Origin of the sequence: Phenylobacterium sp. (genome assembly GCF_036402295.1) — a bacterium.
Classification (GTDB): Bacteria; Pseudomonadota; Alphaproteobacteria; order Caulobacterales; family Caulobacteraceae; genus Phenylobacterium.
The window spans coordinates 1-16,931 of the sequence record NZ_DASWTE010000241.1; the positions used below are offsets into that span (position 1 = coordinate 1).

Annotated in this window: 18 protein-coding genes; 7 read left to right on the forward strand and 11 right to left on the reverse strand. The window is 69.2% G+C overall.

The window, feature by feature from the left end; all coding sequences use genetic code 11:
- Nucleotides 1-1,357: hypothetical protein (locus VGD44_RS14910; protein WP_331088424.1), on the forward strand; the 1,357-nt coding region annotated here is incomplete at its 5' end.
- Here the strand turns inward: VGD44_RS14910 and pseC are convergent.
- On the reverse strand, nt 1,354-2,505 hold the full coding sequence (gene pseC, locus VGD44_RS14915; protein WP_331088427.1) for a UDP-4-amino-4,6-dideoxy-N-acetyl-beta-L-altrosamine transaminase: 1,152 nt from the start codon (nt 2,503-2,505) through the stop codon (nt 1,354-1,356). The two genes, VGD44_RS14910 and pseC, sit on opposite strands and share 4 nt — an antisense overlap.
- A gap of 2 nt (nt 2,506-2,507) precedes the next feature.
- Complete coding sequence (gene pseB / locus VGD44_RS14920; protein WP_331088429.1) at nt 2,508-3,560, reverse strand: UDP-N-acetylglucosamine 4,6-dehydratase (inverting); 1,053 nt, start codon at nt 3,558-3,560, stop codon at nt 2,508-2,510.
- Nucleotides 3,561-3,650: 90 nt separating this feature from the next.
- Here pseB and VGD44_RS14925 point away from each other — a divergent pair, with 90 nt between their 5' ends.
- Nucleotides 3,651-4,046: a Tat pathway signal protein gene (locus tag VGD44_RS14925; protein WP_331088431.1), complete on the forward strand. Its 396-nt coding sequence runs from the start codon at nt 3,651-3,653 to the stop codon at nt 4,044-4,046.
- On the opposite strand, the gene VGD44_RS14930 is transcribed toward VGD44_RS14925, so the two are convergent.
- Both VGD44_RS14930 and VGD44_RS14935 read right to left on the reverse strand, forming a co-directional pair.
- Nucleotides 4,043-4,336: a 4a-hydroxytetrahydrobiopterin dehydratase gene (locus tag VGD44_RS14930; protein ID WP_331088433.1), complete on the reverse strand. Its 294-nt coding sequence runs from the start codon at nt 4,334-4,336 to the stop codon at nt 4,043-4,045. The two genes, VGD44_RS14925 and VGD44_RS14930, sit on opposite strands and share 4 nt — an antisense overlap.
- Nucleotides 4,333-4,992 carry an HAD-IA family hydrolase gene (locus tag VGD44_RS14935; RefSeq protein WP_331088435.1) on the reverse strand — a complete coding sequence of 220 codons (660 nt, stop codon included), beginning with the start codon at nt 4,990-4,992 and terminating at the stop codon, nt 4,333-4,335. The genes VGD44_RS14930 and VGD44_RS14935 overlap by 4 nt, the downstream gene beginning before the upstream one ends.
- 72 nt (nt 4,993-5,064) lie before the next feature.
- Here VGD44_RS14935 and VGD44_RS14940 point away from each other — a divergent pair, with 72 nt between their 5' ends.
- Both VGD44_RS14940 and VGD44_RS14945 read left to right on the forward strand, forming a co-directional pair.
- Entirely contained in the window at nt 5,065-5,430 is a 366-nt protein-coding gene (locus VGD44_RS14940) for a hypothetical protein (protein ID WP_331088437.1), read from the forward strand.
- A gap of 41 nt (nt 5,431-5,471) precedes the next feature.
- On the forward strand, nt 5,472-6,251 hold the full coding sequence (locus VGD44_RS14945) for a hypothetical protein (RefSeq protein ID WP_331088439.1): 780 nt from the start codon (nt 5,472-5,474) through the stop codon (nt 6,249-6,251).
- On the opposite strand, the gene VGD44_RS14950 is transcribed toward VGD44_RS14945, so the two are convergent.
- Nucleotides 6,252-7,760 (reverse strand): MFS transporter, encoded by a 1,509-nt coding sequence (locus VGD44_RS14950; RefSeq protein WP_331088441.1) that lies wholly within the window; start codon nt 7,758-7,760, stop codon nt 6,252-6,254.
- A 237-nt stretch (nt 7,761-7,997) separates the two neighbouring features.
- Between VGD44_RS14950 and VGD44_RS14955 the strand changes: the two genes are divergently transcribed.
- Together VGD44_RS14955 and VGD44_RS14960 are read left to right on the forward strand one after the other, a co-directional pair.
- Nucleotides 7,998-10,364, forward strand: coding sequence for a transketolase (locus VGD44_RS14955; protein ID WP_331088443.1), 2,367 nt, complete (start codon nt 7,998-8,000; stop codon nt 10,362-10,364).
- A 76-nt stretch (nt 10,365-10,440) separates the two neighbouring features.
- Nucleotides 10,441-10,761 (forward strand): hypothetical protein, encoded by a 321-nt coding sequence (locus VGD44_RS14960; protein WP_331088445.1) that lies wholly within the window; start codon nt 10,441-10,443, stop codon nt 10,759-10,761.
- Nucleotides 10,762-10,912: 151 nt separating this feature from the next.
- Here the strand turns inward: VGD44_RS14960 and VGD44_RS14965 are convergent, their stop codons facing one another.
- Together VGD44_RS14965 and VGD44_RS14970 are read right to left on the reverse strand one after the other, a co-directional pair.
- A complete protein-coding gene (locus tag VGD44_RS14965; RefSeq protein ID WP_331088447.1) occupies nt 10,913-12,088 on the reverse strand; it encodes a cystathionine gamma-synthase in 1,176 nt (391 codons plus the stop codon).
- On the reverse strand, nt 12,085-13,473 hold the full coding sequence (locus VGD44_RS14970; protein WP_331088449.1) for a cystathionine beta-synthase: 1,389 nt from the start codon (nt 13,471-13,473) through the stop codon (nt 12,085-12,087). The genes VGD44_RS14965 and VGD44_RS14970 overlap by 4 nt, the downstream gene beginning before the upstream one ends.
- Nucleotides 13,474-13,709: 236 nt before the next feature.
- On the opposite strand from VGD44_RS14970, the gene VGD44_RS14975 reads away from it, so the two are divergent.
- Nucleotides 13,710-14,234: a hypothetical protein gene (locus VGD44_RS14975; RefSeq protein WP_331088451.1), complete on the forward strand. Its 525-nt coding sequence runs from the start codon at nt 13,710-13,712 to the stop codon at nt 14,232-14,234.
- 3 nt (nt 14,235-14,237) lie between these two features.
- Here the strand turns inward: VGD44_RS14975 and VGD44_RS14980 are convergent, their stop codons facing one another.
- From VGD44_RS14980 to VGD44_RS14995, 4 genes are all read right to left on the reverse strand, one after another.
- Nucleotides 14,238-14,726 carry a hypothetical protein gene (locus tag VGD44_RS14980; protein WP_331088453.1) on the reverse strand — a complete coding sequence of 163 codons (489 nt, stop codon included), beginning with the start codon at nt 14,724-14,726 and terminating at the stop codon, nt 14,238-14,240.
- A 65-nt stretch (nt 14,727-14,791) separates the two neighbouring features.
- Complete coding sequence (locus VGD44_RS14985) at nt 14,792-15,445, reverse strand: hypothetical protein (protein WP_331088455.1); 654 nt, start codon at nt 15,443-15,445, stop codon at nt 14,792-14,794.
- The gene (locus VGD44_RS14990; RefSeq protein WP_331088457.1) at nt 15,442-16,104 is read right to left on the reverse strand and encodes a HupE/UreJ family protein; all 663 of its coding nucleotides are present in this window, start codon (nt 16,102-16,104) and stop codon (nt 15,442-15,444) included. Before VGD44_RS14990 ends, VGD44_RS14985 begins: the two co-directional genes overlap by 4 nt.
- 122 nt (nt 16,105-16,226) lie before the next feature.
- The coding region (locus VGD44_RS14995) for a TonB-dependent receptor domain-containing protein (RefSeq protein WP_331088459.1) at nt 16,227-16,931 on the reverse strand (705 nt) is incomplete at its 5' end.

The window sequence follows — 16,931 nt, forward strand, 5'->3', positions numbered from 1 at the left end:
ATTCGAGCTGCTCCACCGGCCCGACCTCGTCGAGAAGCTCGAGGCCTCGGGCATCGACCTGCAGCACGCCATCCAGAAGATCGCCGTCCCCGAGGCCCATGCCCGCGACATGTCGGTGCACGAGCTGATCCGGATCTTCCAAGGCCTGATCGAGCGCACCGTCGAGCGCCTGCTCAAGGATTCGCGAAAAGGGACGTTGCCCGACCTCGACAAGGAAGGCTTCGCCAAGGCCGCCGAGCGCCTGGCCACCGATCCGGAGCGCGGCTACCTGCTGGGCGCCGGCGTCGCCGCCTCGATCGCCCCGGCGCGCAGCTGGGCCGACAAGGTCGACCGCCTGATGGACCTGGCCGACGCGGCCCCCGAGAAGGGGCAGGGCCGAGGCCTGGCGCTCTCCACCGTCCAGCAGCCGCTGGCCGAGATCCTCGAAGCCAAGCCAGGCATGACCGACGTGCTGGGCAAGGGCGAGGACCTGGGCGCGAACCTGGCGGCCATGACCCGGCTGGCGGCCTACGACTCGGTCGAGAAGCTGATGTCGATCGAGGCGTCGGTGAAGAAGGTGATGCCCGAGCTCTCCGAGCTGGCGGTGCGCCTGGCCAAGTGGCTGTCGGGCGAGGGCTTCAACGACACCCGCGCGGCCATCGGCCGCCGCATCCTGCGCGAGCTGACGGGCCCCCGGCGGCTCTGCCCCGGCGACGCCGAGCGCGAGATCGACGTGCTGCGGGCGCTGGCCATGTCGCTGACCGCCGCGGCCGGCAAGTTGCTGCCGCTCGAAGAGGTGCAGTCGGCCTTCACCGTGCGCTCGCGGATGCTGGTGACCGGCGACTTCGTGGAAGCCTACCTGGGCCAGGGCAAGAGCGCCCACGAGGAGATCGAGGCGCTGATCTGGCTGACCGAGAACGTCATTGGCGTCGCCAACAAGCGCCAGGCCGGCGGCTGGTTGAAGGCCATCGTCTGCTCGCTCCGCTTCGAGAAGGAGATGACGGGCAGCGAGGAGAGCCCGGTCGCGCGCCTGGCTCAGCTCGCGGCGCTGCACAGGGCGGTCGGCCGCTGCGGCCTCACCCCCTCCGACTACCAGCCGATCCAGGAGAAGCTGGGCGACGTGGGCGGCGAGGTCGAGAGCCGCGCCAAGCTGACGGCCCATCTCGCGCGCGCCAACGCGCCGCTGCTCCACCGCCTGATGCTGCTCCTGAGGCTGGCCGCCGGGGAATCCGCGCCCATGGGCCCGGCCGCCAGCCGCGCCCGCACCGAGGCGATCAAGCTCTTCCGCCTGGACGACACCCGCGCCGCCCTCGCCGCCGCCCCCGATCAGATGGCCCAGGTCCGCGACCTGATCCAACAGGCAGGCATGGCGGCTTAGAGTCCCAGCACGTCCTTCAGCGCCGCAGCGACCTTCGCCACGTCGTCGTCCGCCATGCCGGGATAGAGCGGCAGCGACAGGCAGCGGGCGTACCAGGCTTCGGCGCCCGGCAGGTCGAGCTCGCCGTAGAGGTTGCGGTAGTAGGGCTGACGGTGGACCGGGATGTAGTGGACCTGCGTGCCCACGCCGCGCGCCTTCAAGGCGTCAACCACCTCGCGGCGCGTGCGGCCCGCGGCCTCGAAGTCGATCAGCGCGACCAGCAGGTGCAGCACCGGGTCGCTCCACGCCGGCTGCGTCGCGATGCGGACCACGGGCGCGAGCGGCGTCAGCGCGTCGCGGTAGGCCGCGGCCAGCGCCCGGCGGCGGGCGGCGAACCGCGGCAGTTTCGCGAGCTGCGACAGACCGAGCGCGCAGAGGATGTCGGGCAGGCGGTAGTTGAAGCCCGGCTCGGGCATCTCGTACCACCAGGGCTCGCAGCCCTCGGGCCGCACCATGCCGTGCGAGCGCAGGACGCGCAGCCGCTGGGCCAGCGCCGCGTCGTTGGTCGTGACCATGCCGCCCTCGCCGGTGGCGATGGTCTTCACCGGGTGGAACGAGAACGTCGCCATGGCCGAGTGGCGCACATCGCCAACGATTTCCGTCGTATTGCCGAACTTCATCGTCGTTCCGACGGCATGTGGCGCGTCTTCGACGAGCACAGCGCCGGCCTCACGCGCCAGCGCCTCGAGCCCCGGCAGGTCGCAGGCGTCGCCGCGCAGGTGCACCGGCAGGACCGCGCGGAGCTTGCGCCCACCCACGCGGCCGAGCGCCTCGGCCAGGGTGTCCGGGGTCATCAGGCCGGTGTCGGGGTCGACGTCGGCGAACACCACGTCGGCGCCCACGTAACGGGCGCAGTTGGCGGTGGCCAGGAAGGTGATCGAGGGTGCGATCACCACCTCGCCCGGCTTCACGGCCAGCGCCAGCATGGCCAGGTGCAGCGCTGCCGTGCCGTTGGCGCAGGCCACCGCGTGGCGCGCGCCCACCGTCTCTGCGAAGGCCCGCTCGAACGCGTCGACCGTCGGGCCGGTGGTGAGGAAGTCGGCCTTCAGCGCCTGCGCCACCGCGGCGATGTCGTCGTCCTCGATGGTCTGGCGGCCGTAGGGGAGCATGATCAGTCGTCCGCCCGGCGGCGGCGCTCCTTGGGCTTGTCCTCGGCCAGCATGGCCATCAGCCCGGGACCGTCCAGCCATTCGTGGTTGGTGTCGCTGGCGTAGCTGAACTCGTCGTCCAGCCGCCCGCCCTTCAGAGCCTCGCGCGTGTATTCCACGAACGCCGGCTCGATGGCGTAGCGGTCGCCGAGGTCGACGGTGTTCCGCGCGTCGTCGGCCGAGATCATCATCTCGTGCAGCTTCTCGCCCGGGCGGATGCCGACGGTCTTCTGCGCCAGGCCGGGCGCGAGCGTCTCGGCGATGTCGGTGATCTTCATGGAGGGGATCTTGGGCACGAAGATCTCGCCGCCGTGCATGGTGCTGAGCGACGACAGTACGAAGTCGACGCCTTCGCCCAGGGTGATCAGGAACCGCGTCATCCTGGGGTCGGTGATCGGCAGCTCGGTCGCGCCGCGCTGGATCAGCCGGTTGAAGAACGGGATCACCGAGCCTCTGGAGCCCACCACGTTGCCGTAGCGGACCACGGCGAAACGGGTGCCGATGTCGCCCGACAGGTTGTTGGCCGCCACGAAGGTCTTGTCCGAGGCCAGCTTGGTCGCGCCGTAGAGGTTGATCGGGTTGCAGGCCTTGTCGGTGGAGAGCGCCACCACCTGCTTCACCCGGTTGGCCAGGCACGCCCAGACCACGTTCTCGGCGCCCAGCACGTTGGTGTGAATGCACTCCGAGGGATTGTACTCGGCCGCCGGCACCTGCTTCAGCGCCGCGGCGTGGATGACGATGTCGACGCCCCGCACAGCCAGCGACAGCCGCTCGCGGTCGCGCACGTCGCCCAGGAAGTAGCGCATGGCCCGCTGCTGCTCTGGGCTGAAGCGCTCGGAGTAGTCGATCTGCATCTCGCTCTGCTTCAGCTCGTCGCGGGAATAGACGATGAGCTTGCGCGGCTTGGCGCGCGTCAGCACGGTCTCGATGAAGCGGCGGCCGAACGAGCCGGTGCCGCCGGTGACGAGGATGACCTTGCCGTCGAGGTCGAGGTTGGTCGGCGCAAATCGGCCCAAGGGGCGCTCCGCAGCAATCGCTCTTCTGCCCTGTCTTCGCAGCCGCACGTAAATGGACCGCTAACCATAACCGACGATCTTTCGCGGGTGATGCAGCGTCGCCTCTTCCTCAGCCTGATCGCCGTCGCGGCCCTGCCCGGCGCGGCCCTAGCCTCGGGCGGGGAGAAGAAGAAGTCGGGCGGCGGCTCCTACGTCCCCATCCAGACCCTGCTGGGCACCACCATCCGCGGGAGCGGCGGCCGCGGCGTGCTCTCGGTGGACTGCGGCCTCGACGTGCCGGACGCAGGCTTGCGCACCCGCGCCGAACAGTCCGTGCCCCGCCTGCGCGCCGCCTACGTCCAGACGATCCAGGCCTATGCGGCCGGCCTGCCCTCGGGCGCGCTGCCGAACGCAGAATACATCGCCCAGAGCCTGCAGCGGCAGACCGACGCCATTTTGGGCCGCCCCGGCGCCCGCGTCCTGCTGGGCGCCATCATCGTCAACTAAGCGCCCGCCACCTCGTTCATGAATGAGGCCAGGGTCACATCCAGCTCGGTGACGCCGTCGGCGTCGTGGGTCGCGAGGGTGACGTCGACGCGGTTGTAGACGTTGAACCACTCCGGATGGTGGTCGAGCTGGTCGGCCTTGATCGCCACGCGGGTCATGAACCCAAACGCTTCGTTGAAGTCCTTGAACCTGAACGTCCGCTGGATCGCGTCGCGGTCGCCCTCCACCTTGCTCCAGCCCGGCAGTTTCGCCAGCGCCGCCTCGGCGCCTATCTTCGATGGTCTCGTCATGCCGGTTCCTCCGCGTCGAAGGTGAGGCCTGTGGCGGCGGCCAGGTCGGCCAGGGTCTGGTCCACGTCGACCACCTTTATCGCCTTCATGCCCAGCCCCGCCGCCGGCTTGCAGTTGATGCCCAGGTCGTCGAGATAGACGCAGGCCGCGGGCTGCACGGCCAGGAGGTCGCACATCATCAGGTAGATGCGCGGGTCAGGCTTTCGGATGCCCGCCTTGCTGCTCTCGATGATGGCGTCGAACAGCGGCATCACCTGGCCCATGGCGCCGGCGGCGCGCTGGATTTCGTTCTGCCCGGGGCTGTGCATCGAGACGACGTTGTTGGTGATGCACCCAACCTTGAAGCGCTGCTTGCAAGCCTTCAGCGCCGCCACCATCCGCGGCCGCAGTTCGCCCGACAGCTTCGGCAGCACATCGGCGCCGCGGATCGGGAAGCCCAGCGCCGTCGACTCCTCCAGGAACAGCTGGTCGAAGCGGGCGGCGTCGATCTCGTTCCGCTCGAACAGCGCCCAGGCGTTGTCGTGGTGGTTGGTCGCGTTGACCTTGCGGATGTGGTCGATCGGCGCGCCCAGTTCGGCCTCCAGCCGATTGAAGGCCTCGAAGGGCGAGGAGGTGAACACCCCGCCGAAATCCCAGATCACCGCTTCGATGGCCACCACGCCGCTCCTGCACACGTTCTCAGCGGCGCGGACGCTAGAGAGCCGCAATCGGACGTGCAAGTAAGGGCGATGCTCCCCTATCGGTTTCCGCGCCCCGTGCGCCTTGGCCTCTACGCCCTGGCCGTCGCGATCCTCACCGTGATCTGCGTGGTTCCATCCAGGGACCTGCCCGACCCCGGCGTCGGCGACCGCTTCGAGCACGCTGCCGCCTGGTTTGTCCTGGCCGCCACCGGCTACCTGCTGGCGCCCCGTCGCCGCCTCGCGATCCCGGCCTTCGCGCTGGCCTTCGGGCTGCTGATCGAGGGGCTGCAGGGGACCATGGGCTGGGGCCGCCACGCCGACCCGCTGGACTTGATCGCCGACCTGGTGGGCGTGTCGGTCGCCGTCGTGGGCTACCTCGCCACCCAGCGCCTCGCCCGCGCGGTCGCCACCTGAGCCGCCTTTACTGACCGGGCGCGGCCACTATGGTCCGCGCCATGTCCGAGACGCCGAAGCACTTCATCTACCTGGCCGTCCCCTGCTACGGCGGCCAACTCACGCTCCACTTCGTCAAGTCGATGCTCCTGCTGCACGACGCCTGCCGCGAGCGGGGCGTCGGCCTGCAGATCGAGATGATGGGCGGCGAGGCGCTGATCACCCGCGGGCGCTCGCGGCTGGCGGCGCAGTTCCTGGCCCACCCGCAGGCCACGCACCTGCTCTTCATCGACGCCGACATCGCCTTCCTGCCGCAGAACGTCTTCCGCCTGCTCGACGCCGACAAGGAGGTGATCGCCGCGGTCTGCCCCCTGAAGAGCATCGACTGGGACAAGGTTCGCGCCGCCGCCAAGGCCGACGTGGCCGACCTGCAGGCCGCCGGCATCGGCTACGTCGTCCGCTTCCTGCCTACGCCCGACAAGAGCGTCGAGGTCAACGACGGCTTCGCCAAGGTGGCCTACGGCGGCACCGGCTTCCTGATGATCAAGCGCCAGGCGATGCAGCGCATCTGTGACGCCCATCCCGAGCTGCGCGCCAAGATGGGCGACATGCACGACACCCTGGCCCCCGAGGCGGTGATGGTGTTCGACACCATGGTCGAGCCCGAGACCGGCCAGTACCTCTCGGAGGACTACGCCTTCTGCCGTCGCTGGCGCGACCTGGGCGGCGAGATCTGGGCTGACTTCGACGCGCGCCTCACCCACGTGGGCCACGCGGCCTACACCGGCAGCCTCATGCAGGCGCTCATGTCGGGCCTGCCGCCGACCCTGCCGAAGGGCTGATCACTCGGCCGGTGTCGCCGCGGCGGCTCCTGCAGCCGGGGTCGCGACCGTGTCTGGCCCGGCCTGCGGCTCGCGTCGACGCGCAGCGAGCGCCGTCCGCGTCGCCTCGTAGCTGGCCTTGTTGATCCGGTACCGCCCGTAGCAGACCGCGGCGATCACGCCGGGGACAGCCGCCAGCGCGCCGTCCCAGAGGGCGAGGTTGAACAGCACGTCCGAGGGCACCGATCCCGGCTTGGCCTTCTCGGGGAACGCGATGAACGTGATGACGGCGCCCGCGATCGCGGTGCCCATCGCCTGGTCCAGTTTCGCCGCCAGCGCGCGCGTCGAATAGAGGATGCCCTCCTGGCGCACGCCGTGCTTCAGCTCGTTCTCGTCCGCGACATCGGCGAGGGCCGACATGACGCTGATCGACAGGATGCTGAGCGCGCCGTAGGCCAGCGCCGCGAAGGTGATCAGGATCGGCAGCAGCCCCGGCGTGTTCGCGCGCAGCACGCCGAACTGGCCCAACACGATCGGGATCGCCGGGATCACCGCATAGGCCAGCCCTGACCAGATGATCGTGAGCTTCTTGTCGAACTTGCCGTGCATCCGCGCGGCGAAGATGAAGGCCGTCGCATAGCCGGCGAAGCTGCCGATGATGAACCAGCGCAGGTCGCTGGACGAGATCTGCCAGTAGAAGCCGTAGACGTAGAGTCGAAGGCCCTCACGCAGGCCGATCATCATGGACAGGAAGAAGTACCCGACCAGGAGCCACACGTAGTTCACGTTGGTCAGCGCCTTGCCCATGTCCTTGAAGAACTCGACCGGGCTGAACTTCGGCGTGTCGGCGGCGGGCTTGGGCAGGAAGGGAATCCGGTCTCGGGTGAACCACGCGGAGACCAGCAGGATGGCGACGACCGCGACGGCCATGGTTCCGGCGAAGGCCGGCCAGGGCGCCGGGTTCAAGAGGCCGTTGTGGAACTCCTCCGTCTTGGGGAAGAAGAAGGTGAGCGCGATGTACGACATGCTCGACCCGCCCGCCCAGCTGAAGAAGCTGTTGTAGGCCATCACCTTCGACCGCTCAGTGTAGTGCGGCGAGAGCTCGGCCCCCAGCGCCAGGTGCGGCGTGTGGTAGGCGCTCATCGCCCAGCGCATGCACGACACCGACAGCGCGCACCAGATCGCCAGGGCCAGGGGGGAGAGGCCGTCCGGCGGGTTGAAGATCGCATAGAATGAGATGGCGATCGGGATCGGCGCTGCGAACATCCACGGGTGCCGACGGCCCCATTTGCTGTTGCTCGTCCGATCGGACCAGGACCCCACGATCGGCTCGATCAGTGCATCGAGGACGAAGCTGGCCGAGATGGCCAAGCCGACCCAGGCGGCGCTGACCCCCAGCACCTGATTGTAGAACAGCAGCGCGTAGCTGGAGACCGAGAAGAGGGCGATGATCTCCGCGGCGCTCCCCACACCGAACGCGAGTTTCGTGCGCAAAGGCAGGCGGTCGGCGGAAGCCGGCGCTGTCGTCATGGCGTTTCTCCCAGGCGCGCTCTCGAGGGCCCGCTCTTGCGCCGCCAGACTGGCCTCATCGTTTTCGGCCCGTCAATCGCAACGTACCGGTTTTTCGAGAACGAACGGTGATCCGAGCCCGTCGCGGCTGCGCCTGACGTTCGACCCTGAAGTCTGCTAGAACCGGGATCAACGCACCCTGTCGCCGGTCATCCGGCGCAACATCGTCCCTCCAGTTCGCTAACGGCCGCGCTTTCCATGCCCCAGTCCCAGACCGCCGCGCTTCCTGGTCACAATCGCGGCGCCGAACGCGACGCCGAGATCCTGAGCCGCATCGACGAGCGGCTGCGCTGGCTCGCCACCTGGACGATCCACAACGCCAATCACCTCCGCGAAAGCCGCGACGGGCTGAAGGTCGGCGGCCACCAGGCGTCGTGCGCGTCGATGACCACGATCCTGACGGCGCTCTACTTCCATGCGCTGAAGCCCGAGGACCGGGTGGCGGTGAAGCCGCACGCCAGCCCCGTGTTCCACGCCGCCCAGTACCTGTTGGGCCGCCAGACCCGCGAGCAGCTCGAAGGCTTCCGCAGCTTCGGCGGCGCGCAGTCGTACCCCTCGCGGACCAAGGACAAGGACGACGTCGATTTCTCCACCGGCTCGGTGGGCCTGGGCGTGGCGATCACCGCCTTCGCCTCGCTGATGCAGGACTACCTCACGGGCCACGGCTGGCTGGCGAACGAACGGCGCGGCCGCTTCGTGGCCACCCTGGGCGACGCCGAGCTCGACGAGGGCAACATCTACGAGTGCCTGATCGAGGCCTACAAGCACGACATCCGGAACTGCTGGTGGATCGTGGACTACAACCGCCAGAGCCTGGACGCGACCACCGCCGACCGGATGTTCGACCGGTTCGACGATATCTTCGAGACCGCCGGCTGGCGCGTGGTGACCCTGAAGTGGGGCAAGGCCCAGATGCGCGCCTTCGCCCGCCCGGGCGGCAAGACCCTGCGCGACTGGATCGAAGCCTGCCCCAACGCCGAGTTCGCGGCGCTGACCTACCAGGGCGGCGCGGCCTGGCGCGAGCGGCTGATGGCTGACATCGGCCGCGGCCCCGGCGTGCGCACCTTGCTCGAGAGCTTCACCGACGAGGACCTGCACCAGCTGATGATCGGCCTGGGCGGCCACTGCATCGAGACGCTCACCGAGGCGTTCGACGCGGCCCAGGACGACACGCCCACGCTCTTCATCGCCTACACCGTCAAGGGCTTCGGCCTGCCGCTGCAGGGGCACAAGGACAACCACGCCGGCCTGATGACGCCGACCCAGGTCGAGGCCCTGCGCGCCGCCATGGGCGTAGCCGAGGGCCAGGAGTGGGAGCCGCTCGCAGGGCTTTCGAAGGAAGAAGCGGACGAGGTCCGCGCCTACATCGACGCCGCACCTTTCGCCCAGCCGGCCAGGCGTCAGCACGTCGCGGCCAGCATTCCCGTGCCGCCGCGCGCCGAGTTCCCCAGCCCCGAGGGCGCTGAGCAATCCACGCAGCAGGCCTTCGGCCGCATCCTGTTGGACCTCGCCAAGAGCGGCCATCCCCTGGCCGACCGCATCGTCACCACCAGCCCGGACGTGACGGTTTCCACCAACCTCGGCGGGTTCGTGAACCAGCGCGGCCTGTTCCGCCGGCGCGAGACCGCCGACGTGTTCCGCGACGCCAAGATCCCCTCGCCGCAGCGCTGGGCCGGCAAGGCCGCGGGCCAGCACGTCGAGCTGGGCATCGCCGAGCACAACCTGTTCCTGAACCTCGCGGCCTTCGGCCTGTCGGCCCCGCTGTTCGGCGAGCGGCTGCTGCCGATCGGGACGGTCTACGACCCCTTCATCAGCCGCGGCCTCGATGCCCTGAACTACGCCTGCTACCAGGATGCCCGCTTCATGCTGGTGGCCACGCCGTCCGGCCTGACCCTCGGCCCCGAGGGCGGCGCGCACCAGTCGATCTACACGCCGCTGATCGGCATCGGCCAGCCGGGCCTCACCTACTTCGAGCCGGCCTTCGTCGACGAACTCTCAGAGGTCATGCGCTGGTCGTTCGAGCACATGCAGGCCGACGACGGCGGCTCGGTCTACCTGCGCCTGACGACCAGGTCGCTGACCCAGGTCGAGCGCACTGACGACGGCTGGCGTGAGGCGGCGCTGAAGGGCGCCTACTGGCTGAAGGAGCCCGGCCCGGGCGCCGACGCCGCCATCGCCTTCTGCGGCGCGGTCGCGCCCGAGGTGCTGGTGGCGGCCGAGCAGCTGGCCGACGACCTCCCCGGCCTGGGCGTGCTGAACGTGGTCTCGCCGGGCCTGCTGCACCGCGACTGGATGGCGGCGCGCCGCGGACGCTGGACCGGCGTCGGCCGCCGGGAAAGTCACGCCGAATCGCTGCTGGGCCAACTCGCGCCCGGCGCCGGCCTGGTCACCGTCGTCGACGGCTCCCCAGCTACCCTCTCCTGGCTAGGCGGCGTCAAAGGCCAGCGGGTGTCGTCGCTCGGCCTCGACAGCTTCGGCCAGGTCGGCGACCTCCCCGACCTCTACCGCCACTACCGCCTGGACGTAGACGCCATCGTCGACGCCTGCGCGGAGCTGTTCCTCTAACCACGTTCGTTCACGTCTGCTTGCCACTCCCGAGGCACGCTCGTCGCGTTGGGTGGGAAGCAACGGAGAAGTGCGAATGTCGGAGAAGCTCGAGGTCTGCGGCGCGTCGGGGCAGGCCTACGTCTATTGCCACTTGCCCGATGGGGCGCTGCCGCCGTTCCAGGGCGCCAACCTTGTCCTGGCCGAGCGAAAGGGTCGGCGCTGGCGCGTGCTGGACGCCGGTGTCACCGACTATCTGCCGCGCTATGACTGGCGCAGCCTGGTGGAGGAGGTCCGCAAGAACGCGCCGCGGGCGCAGGTCTTCTACCGCCTGAACATCTCGCACGCCGTTCGCGAGGCCGAGGCGCGCGACATCCGCCAGCACGCCACCGCGCCAATTGACGATCACGTCCACTGAGCCGGGCTTGTAACGGCAGCGCGCCCTCCACCACTTCACCTTCTCCCCCCTCTCCCGCAAGCGGGTGAGGAACAGAGGCGATCGATCCGTCCAGTTCCTCCCCATGCTAATGGGGGAGGGAGACCACGCAGTGGTGGAGGGGGCGCTGGCCCTACCCCAGCGCCCGGTCCAAATCCGCGATCAGGTCGTCGACGTTCTCCACGCCGACCGACAGCCGGATCAGGCCGTCCACGATGCCGATCCGGCCGCGGGTCTCCGCGGGGATCGAGGCGTGGGTCATGATCGCCGGATGCTCGATCAGGCTCTCCACGCCGCCCAGGCTCTCGGCGAGTGTGAACAGCCGCGTGCGCTCCAGCATCTCGCGCGTGCCGGCGAGGTTGCGGTCGAGGACGGCGGTGATCATGCCGCCGGGCGCGGCCATCTGCTTCTTGGCCAGCGCGTGCTGCGGGTGGCTCTTCAGGCCCGGGTAGATGACCTGGGCCACCTCCTTGCGCGCCTCCAGCCACTCGGCGATCACCTGGGCGTTCTCGCAGTGCCGCTGCATGCGCAGCGCCAGCGTCTTCATGCCCCGGAGCGTCAGGTAGCTGTCGAACGGGGAGGCCACCGAGCCGATGGCGTTCTGTAGGAACGTCAGCTTGTCGCGCAGCTCCTCGTTGTCGCCCACCACCAGCGCGCCGCCGACCACGTCGGAGTGGCCGCCGATGTATTTGGTGGTCGAGTGCATCACCACGTCGAAGCCCAGCTCCAGCGGGCGCTGGACGTAGGGGCTGGCGAAGGTGTTGTCGGCCGCCGCGATCAGGCCGCGCTTGCGGCAGAGGTCGGCGATGGCCTCCAGGTCGGCCAGCCGCAGCATCGGGTTGGTGGGCGTCTCCACCCAGACCATCCTGGTCTTGGACGTGATCGCCGCTTCGATGGCCGAGAGGTCGGCGAGGTCGACATAACTGACCTGCAGCGCCGCCGAGCGGGTGCGCACCTTGTCGAACAGCCGGAACGAGCCGCCGTAGAGGTCTTCGCTGGCAATGATGTGGTCGCCGGCGTCCAGCACCTCGAGCAGGGTCGCGATCGAAGCTAGGCCCGAGGCGAACGCGTAACCCTTGGTCCCGCTCTCCAGGTCCGCGATCCCGCGCTCCAGGGCGAAGCGGGTCGGGTTCTGGCTGCGCGAATACTCGAAGCCCGTGTGCACCCCCGGCGACGTCTGCGCGTAGGTGGACGTCGCGTAGATCGGCGGCATCACCGCCCCGGTGGTGGGGTCGTGCTCCTGGCCACCGTGGATCGCCCGCGTGGCGAACTCCAGGCGGTTCTTGCCTTGCAGATTGTCGTCTTTCACGCCGCGCGCCTCAGGTAGTTGATCAGGTCGATGCGGGTGATGAGGCCCAGGAATTCCTTGCCCTCCATCACGATCGCGACCTCGTCGCGCTCGAATATGGGGAGCAGCGCATCCAGTTGCTCGGCGACCTGCAGGGTGTGGAGCTTTGCGGTCATGGCCGCGGCGACAGGCTGCTTGAAGCGCTGGTCCTGGCGTCGGTCCTCGACAGCCTCCAGGAGGTCGCTCTCGTCGATCAGGCCGATCAGGCGGCCGTCGTCCAGCACCGGCAGCTGGCTGACGTCGGCGGCGCGCATGCGGTTGTAGGCGGTGAGCAGGGTGTCGTCCGGGCCGACGGTGACGGTGTCGCCTGAGTTGGCGCCGCGGGCGATCAGGTCCCGCAGGTCGCCGTGCAGCTTGCGGTCGACCAGCCCTTGCTCGGCGACCCAGCTATCGTTGTAGACCTTGGAGAGGTAGCGGCTGCCGGTGTCGCACACGAGCGTGACCACCCGCTTAGGCTCGGTCTGGTCGCGGCAGTAGCGCAGGGCGCCGGCCAGCAGCGTGCCCGACGAAGAGCCGCCCAGGATGCCGGCCTTCACCAGCAGCGCGCGCGCCGTGGCGATGCTCTCGGTGTCCGAGATCTCGTAGGCCTTCGCCACCAGGGCCAGGTCGCAGTTGTCGGGGATGAAGTCCTCGCCGATGCCCTCCACGACCCACGAGCCGGGCTCGATCTTCTCGCCGCGCTCGACCAGGGGCGCCAGGATCGAGCCCACCGGGTCGGCCAGCACCATCTTGGTCTTCGGCGAAGCCTTGGCGAAGAAGCGGCCGAGGCCGGTCAGCGTGCCGCCCGAACCCACGCCCACCACCACGGCGTCGATGTCGCCTTCCATCTGCTCGAGGATCTCGGGGCCGGTGGTGGTCTCGTGCGCCCGCGGGTTCGCAGGGTTCGAGAACTGGTTGATGTAGACGGCGTTGTTCAGCTTGGCCGCGATGGCGTGGGCCATGTCCTGGTAGTACTCGGGGTGCCCCTTGCCGACGTCCGAGCGGGTGATGCGCACGTCGACGCCCATGGCGCGCAGGTGCTGGATTTTCTCCCGCGCCATCTTGTCGGGCACCACCAGCAGGATCTTGTAGCCCTTCAGGATACCCACCTGGGCCAGGCCCAGGCCGGTGTTGCCGGCGGTGGCCTCGACGATGGTGCCGCCGGGCTTCAGCGAGCCGTCCTTCTCGGCCGCCTCGATCATCGAGCGCGCGATGCGGTCCTTGATCGAGCCGCCGGGATTGGCGCTCTCCAGCTTCACGAAGAGGCGGCAGAGGCCGGTGTCGAAGCCTGTGAGCTCCACCATCGGCGTGCGGCCGATGAGGTCGAGGGCGGATTCCGCGGGGGGCGGCAGGGGGAGGGTGGTCAAGCGGCGGTCCTGCGAGTCGGGGCGAAGCGTTGTTGGGGGCGTATATTGCGTATCGCCAGTAGGAAGGGAAACGCGCAACCCGGATTTCGCTTCCGGTCGGCAAGAACAGTCTAGCTCCGGGCGGGCCCGAACACCTCGGCGCGCCGCCTGAACCTCGATTGTAACCGTTCCGTACGTGGCGGACCGCGGCCGCGCGGCTATGGTGCGGCTTCCTCGTCGTTGCGGAGTCCGGCGTCTTGAAACAGTTCCTCGTCCTGGCGGCGTGCGCAGCGGCGCTCGCGGCGTGTTCCCCCAAAGGCCCGGCCGCCAAGGGTGCGGGCGAGGCCAAGTTCAACAGCGACGTGCCGATGACCGAGTTCATGGGCCATTTCGTCGACCCGGCGGCCTTCATGTACTGGAAGAACTCGGGAACCATGGTCGACGAGAAGGGCGAGCACGACCTGTCGCCGACCACCGACGAGGGCTGGGACGTCCTGGTGACGGGCGCGACCATGCTCGTGGAAGCCGGCAACGTGCTGCAACTGCCCGGCCGCACCCGCGCGCCTGAGGCCGATTGGAACAAGTACGCCCAGATGCTGAGCGAGCGTGCGCTCATCGCCCGCGCCGCGGCCGAGAAGCATGACAAGGCCGCGGTCTTCGAGCAGGGCGCGAAGGTCTACGAGGTCTGCGTGGCCTGCCACGAGCAGTTCGTGATCCAGCCGCAGCTCAAGGCCGAGGGCCGGCCCAAGGCCGATCCGCTGCCGCCGATCGAGAAGAAGTAGCCGTCACCAGCCGGGAATGCGGCCCACGCAGCGGCCCTGCGGCCCGCCGGCCACGTCGAGCGGCCGGGGCGCGCTCATGCCTTCGAGGTCGCAGCGCTGGCGGTCCACCATGCCCAGCGGGCCGGGGCCATGAAGGCGGTAGGGGTAGCCCCGAGCGCCCTTGGTGTCCTCGAAGGCGAGGCGGACGCGGCCGTTCTCGCCCACCGGCATGTCGGTCTCGACGTAGACGCTGCGATAGCCGCCCGTGCCCACACCGACCGAGACGACCCCATGCACCTTGCGGTCGTCACGGGCCACAACGCCGTCCACCTCGCCGGCCGCCTTCGCATCCAGGGTCGGCGAGGTCTTGAGGTAGGCGTCGATCTGCTCGGCCGTGGTCATGGACGTGGCGGCTTGGGGCGCGGGCGTCGCCGAGGCGGTGGCGACAGGCTCGTCGGCGGCGAAGGCCGGCGTGGCCAGGAGGGCGGCCACGAAGGCGAAAGCGATACGCATGCGGGAACTCCTCGTCCCGGCAGGAAGCGCGGCAATTGCGGCGAACGTATTGCAGCCGGGGGTCCTCACGGCGCCGTCGGGCGGGCCTGGGCGGCCTGGACGTTGGCGACGATCCCGGCCTCGTTGCCGGGCTGGCCGGCCGGGATCAGCTCGTAGAAGCCGGCGAGGCGCAGGCGGACGACCACCGGCTTCTCGCTGGAGTTGGAGAACTGCCAGCCCTGGATGCCGTCGAAGGGCGCGGTCAGCGCGCCCTGTTGCCTCAACCCGAACGCCTGGCGGTAGGTGGCGACCGACATCGGCTGGCCGGGGGTGGGCGTCGTATGGCCGTGCTGGTCGAAGTGGAAATCGCGGGGCTCGCGCGTCCCGATCACCTCCCAGGCGTAGATCAGGGTGGCGTCCTTCTTCATGCGCACCTTGTACTCGAGCTCGGACTTGTCGGCGCCGGCCAGGAAGTCGCCCAGCGGGATTTCGACCACGTCGGTGCGGAACGGGATATCGTACTCGCGGGCCCGCGCGGCGCCGCGGCTCACGTCGACCTGTTCGTCCTGCGGCGCCCACAGCCGCGACAGGCCCGAAAGCCGGCCCACGCCCAGCGGGTCTTGGTCGAACTCGGCCGGCAGGATCGCGCCCAGCACGATGAGGACCGCCAGCGCGAGCGCCCCGAGGGTCGCCAGGATCAGACGGCCTTTCCGCATTGGCCGGGTGGGAAGCTCGCTCATGAGACCGCTCCGCCGAAGATGTAGCCGGCCAGCTGCTCACCTGCGAGGACGAAGCCCGCCAGCATCAGGAGGACGTTCGCGCCCGCCGCGGTGCGCTCGAACAGGGGTGAACGCCGCCAGAGCGTCATTGCCGCCAGGATCAGGCTCAGCGCCAGGATCTGCCCGATCTCGACGCCTACGTTGAACGAGACGAGGTTCGTAAGCAGCCCCTCGGGATTGAGGTTCAGCGCCTGCAGCTTGGTGGCCAGGCCGAAGCCGTGGATCAGGCCGAAGCCCAGGACGGCCGCGCGGGTGTCGGGCTGGACGCCGAACAGGGTCCGGAAGCCGCCCAGGTTCTCGAAGGCCTTGTAGGCCACCGACAAGCCGATCACGGCGTCCACCAGGTGCGGGTCGGCCTGGATGTCGAAGAACACGCCGGCCAGCAGGGTGATCGAGTGGCCCAGCGAGAAGAGGCTGACGTAGAGCGCGATCTGGCGCAGCCGGAACAGGAAGAAGATCACGCCCACCAGGAACAGCAGGTGGTCGTAGCCGGTCACCATGTGCTTGGCGCCGAGGTACATGAACGGGATCGGGTCGGGTCCGCGCGTGGCGGCGACGAACGCGGCGTCCGTGCCGCCGATGTTGTGCGCGAGGGCCGATCCGGCCCAGGCCAGCGACATGACCGCAGCCGGAATGCCGAAACACGAAAGCCGCGGTACGCCGTTCCCCATGGGGCGGGCATACCGCGGCTTTGAATGTGTGGCGAGACGCGACGGCGAGCCGCCGCGCCCCATCCGCAGTGTTAGAAGTCCTTCCGGAACGTCACGCCGTAGGTGCGCGGCGCGTTGGTCAGGAAGCCGTAGCGGGCGCGCAGGCCGCGCTCGCGGTCGATAGCGAGCTTCGCCCGCTCGTCGCCCAGGTTGTTGACGAAGGCGGCGAACTCGAAGCCGTCGCCCCGCACGCCGAGGCGCAGGTTGACGATCTCGTACGACGGCAGCTCCAGCGGGAAGATCAGCGTCGCAGCCGTGCTGTTCCCCACGTTGGGGAAGAGCGCCACGGTCCGCGGGTTGTTCTCCTGGTCGGAGATCTGCGTGTAGCGCTTGCCGACGTGCTGGGCGGTCAGGTTGCCGAAGGCTTCCAGACCGTTCGCCATCTCACGCTCGTAGCCCAGGCTGACCGAGCCCTGGAACTTCGGCACGGTCGGGAGGCGGTTGCCGTCGCGCAGGCCCTGGATGGGCTGGCCCGTGACGTCCGTCAGGCTCGAGGTGAGCTCGGCGTCGTTGTACGAAGCGGCCGCCGAGATGTCGAAGTTCTCGGTCAGGCGGTACGAGAACTCGGCGTCGAAGCCGACCGACTTCGCGGAGTCGACGTTGGCGATGATCCGCGACGAGCAGCTGCCGGCGTCGATGGTCGCCTGCAGGTTCTTGATGTCGGCGTAGAAGCCGGCCAGCGTCAGCGAGCCTGCGCCGCCGCCGAAGCGGGCCTTCATCCCGGCCTCGTAGTTCCA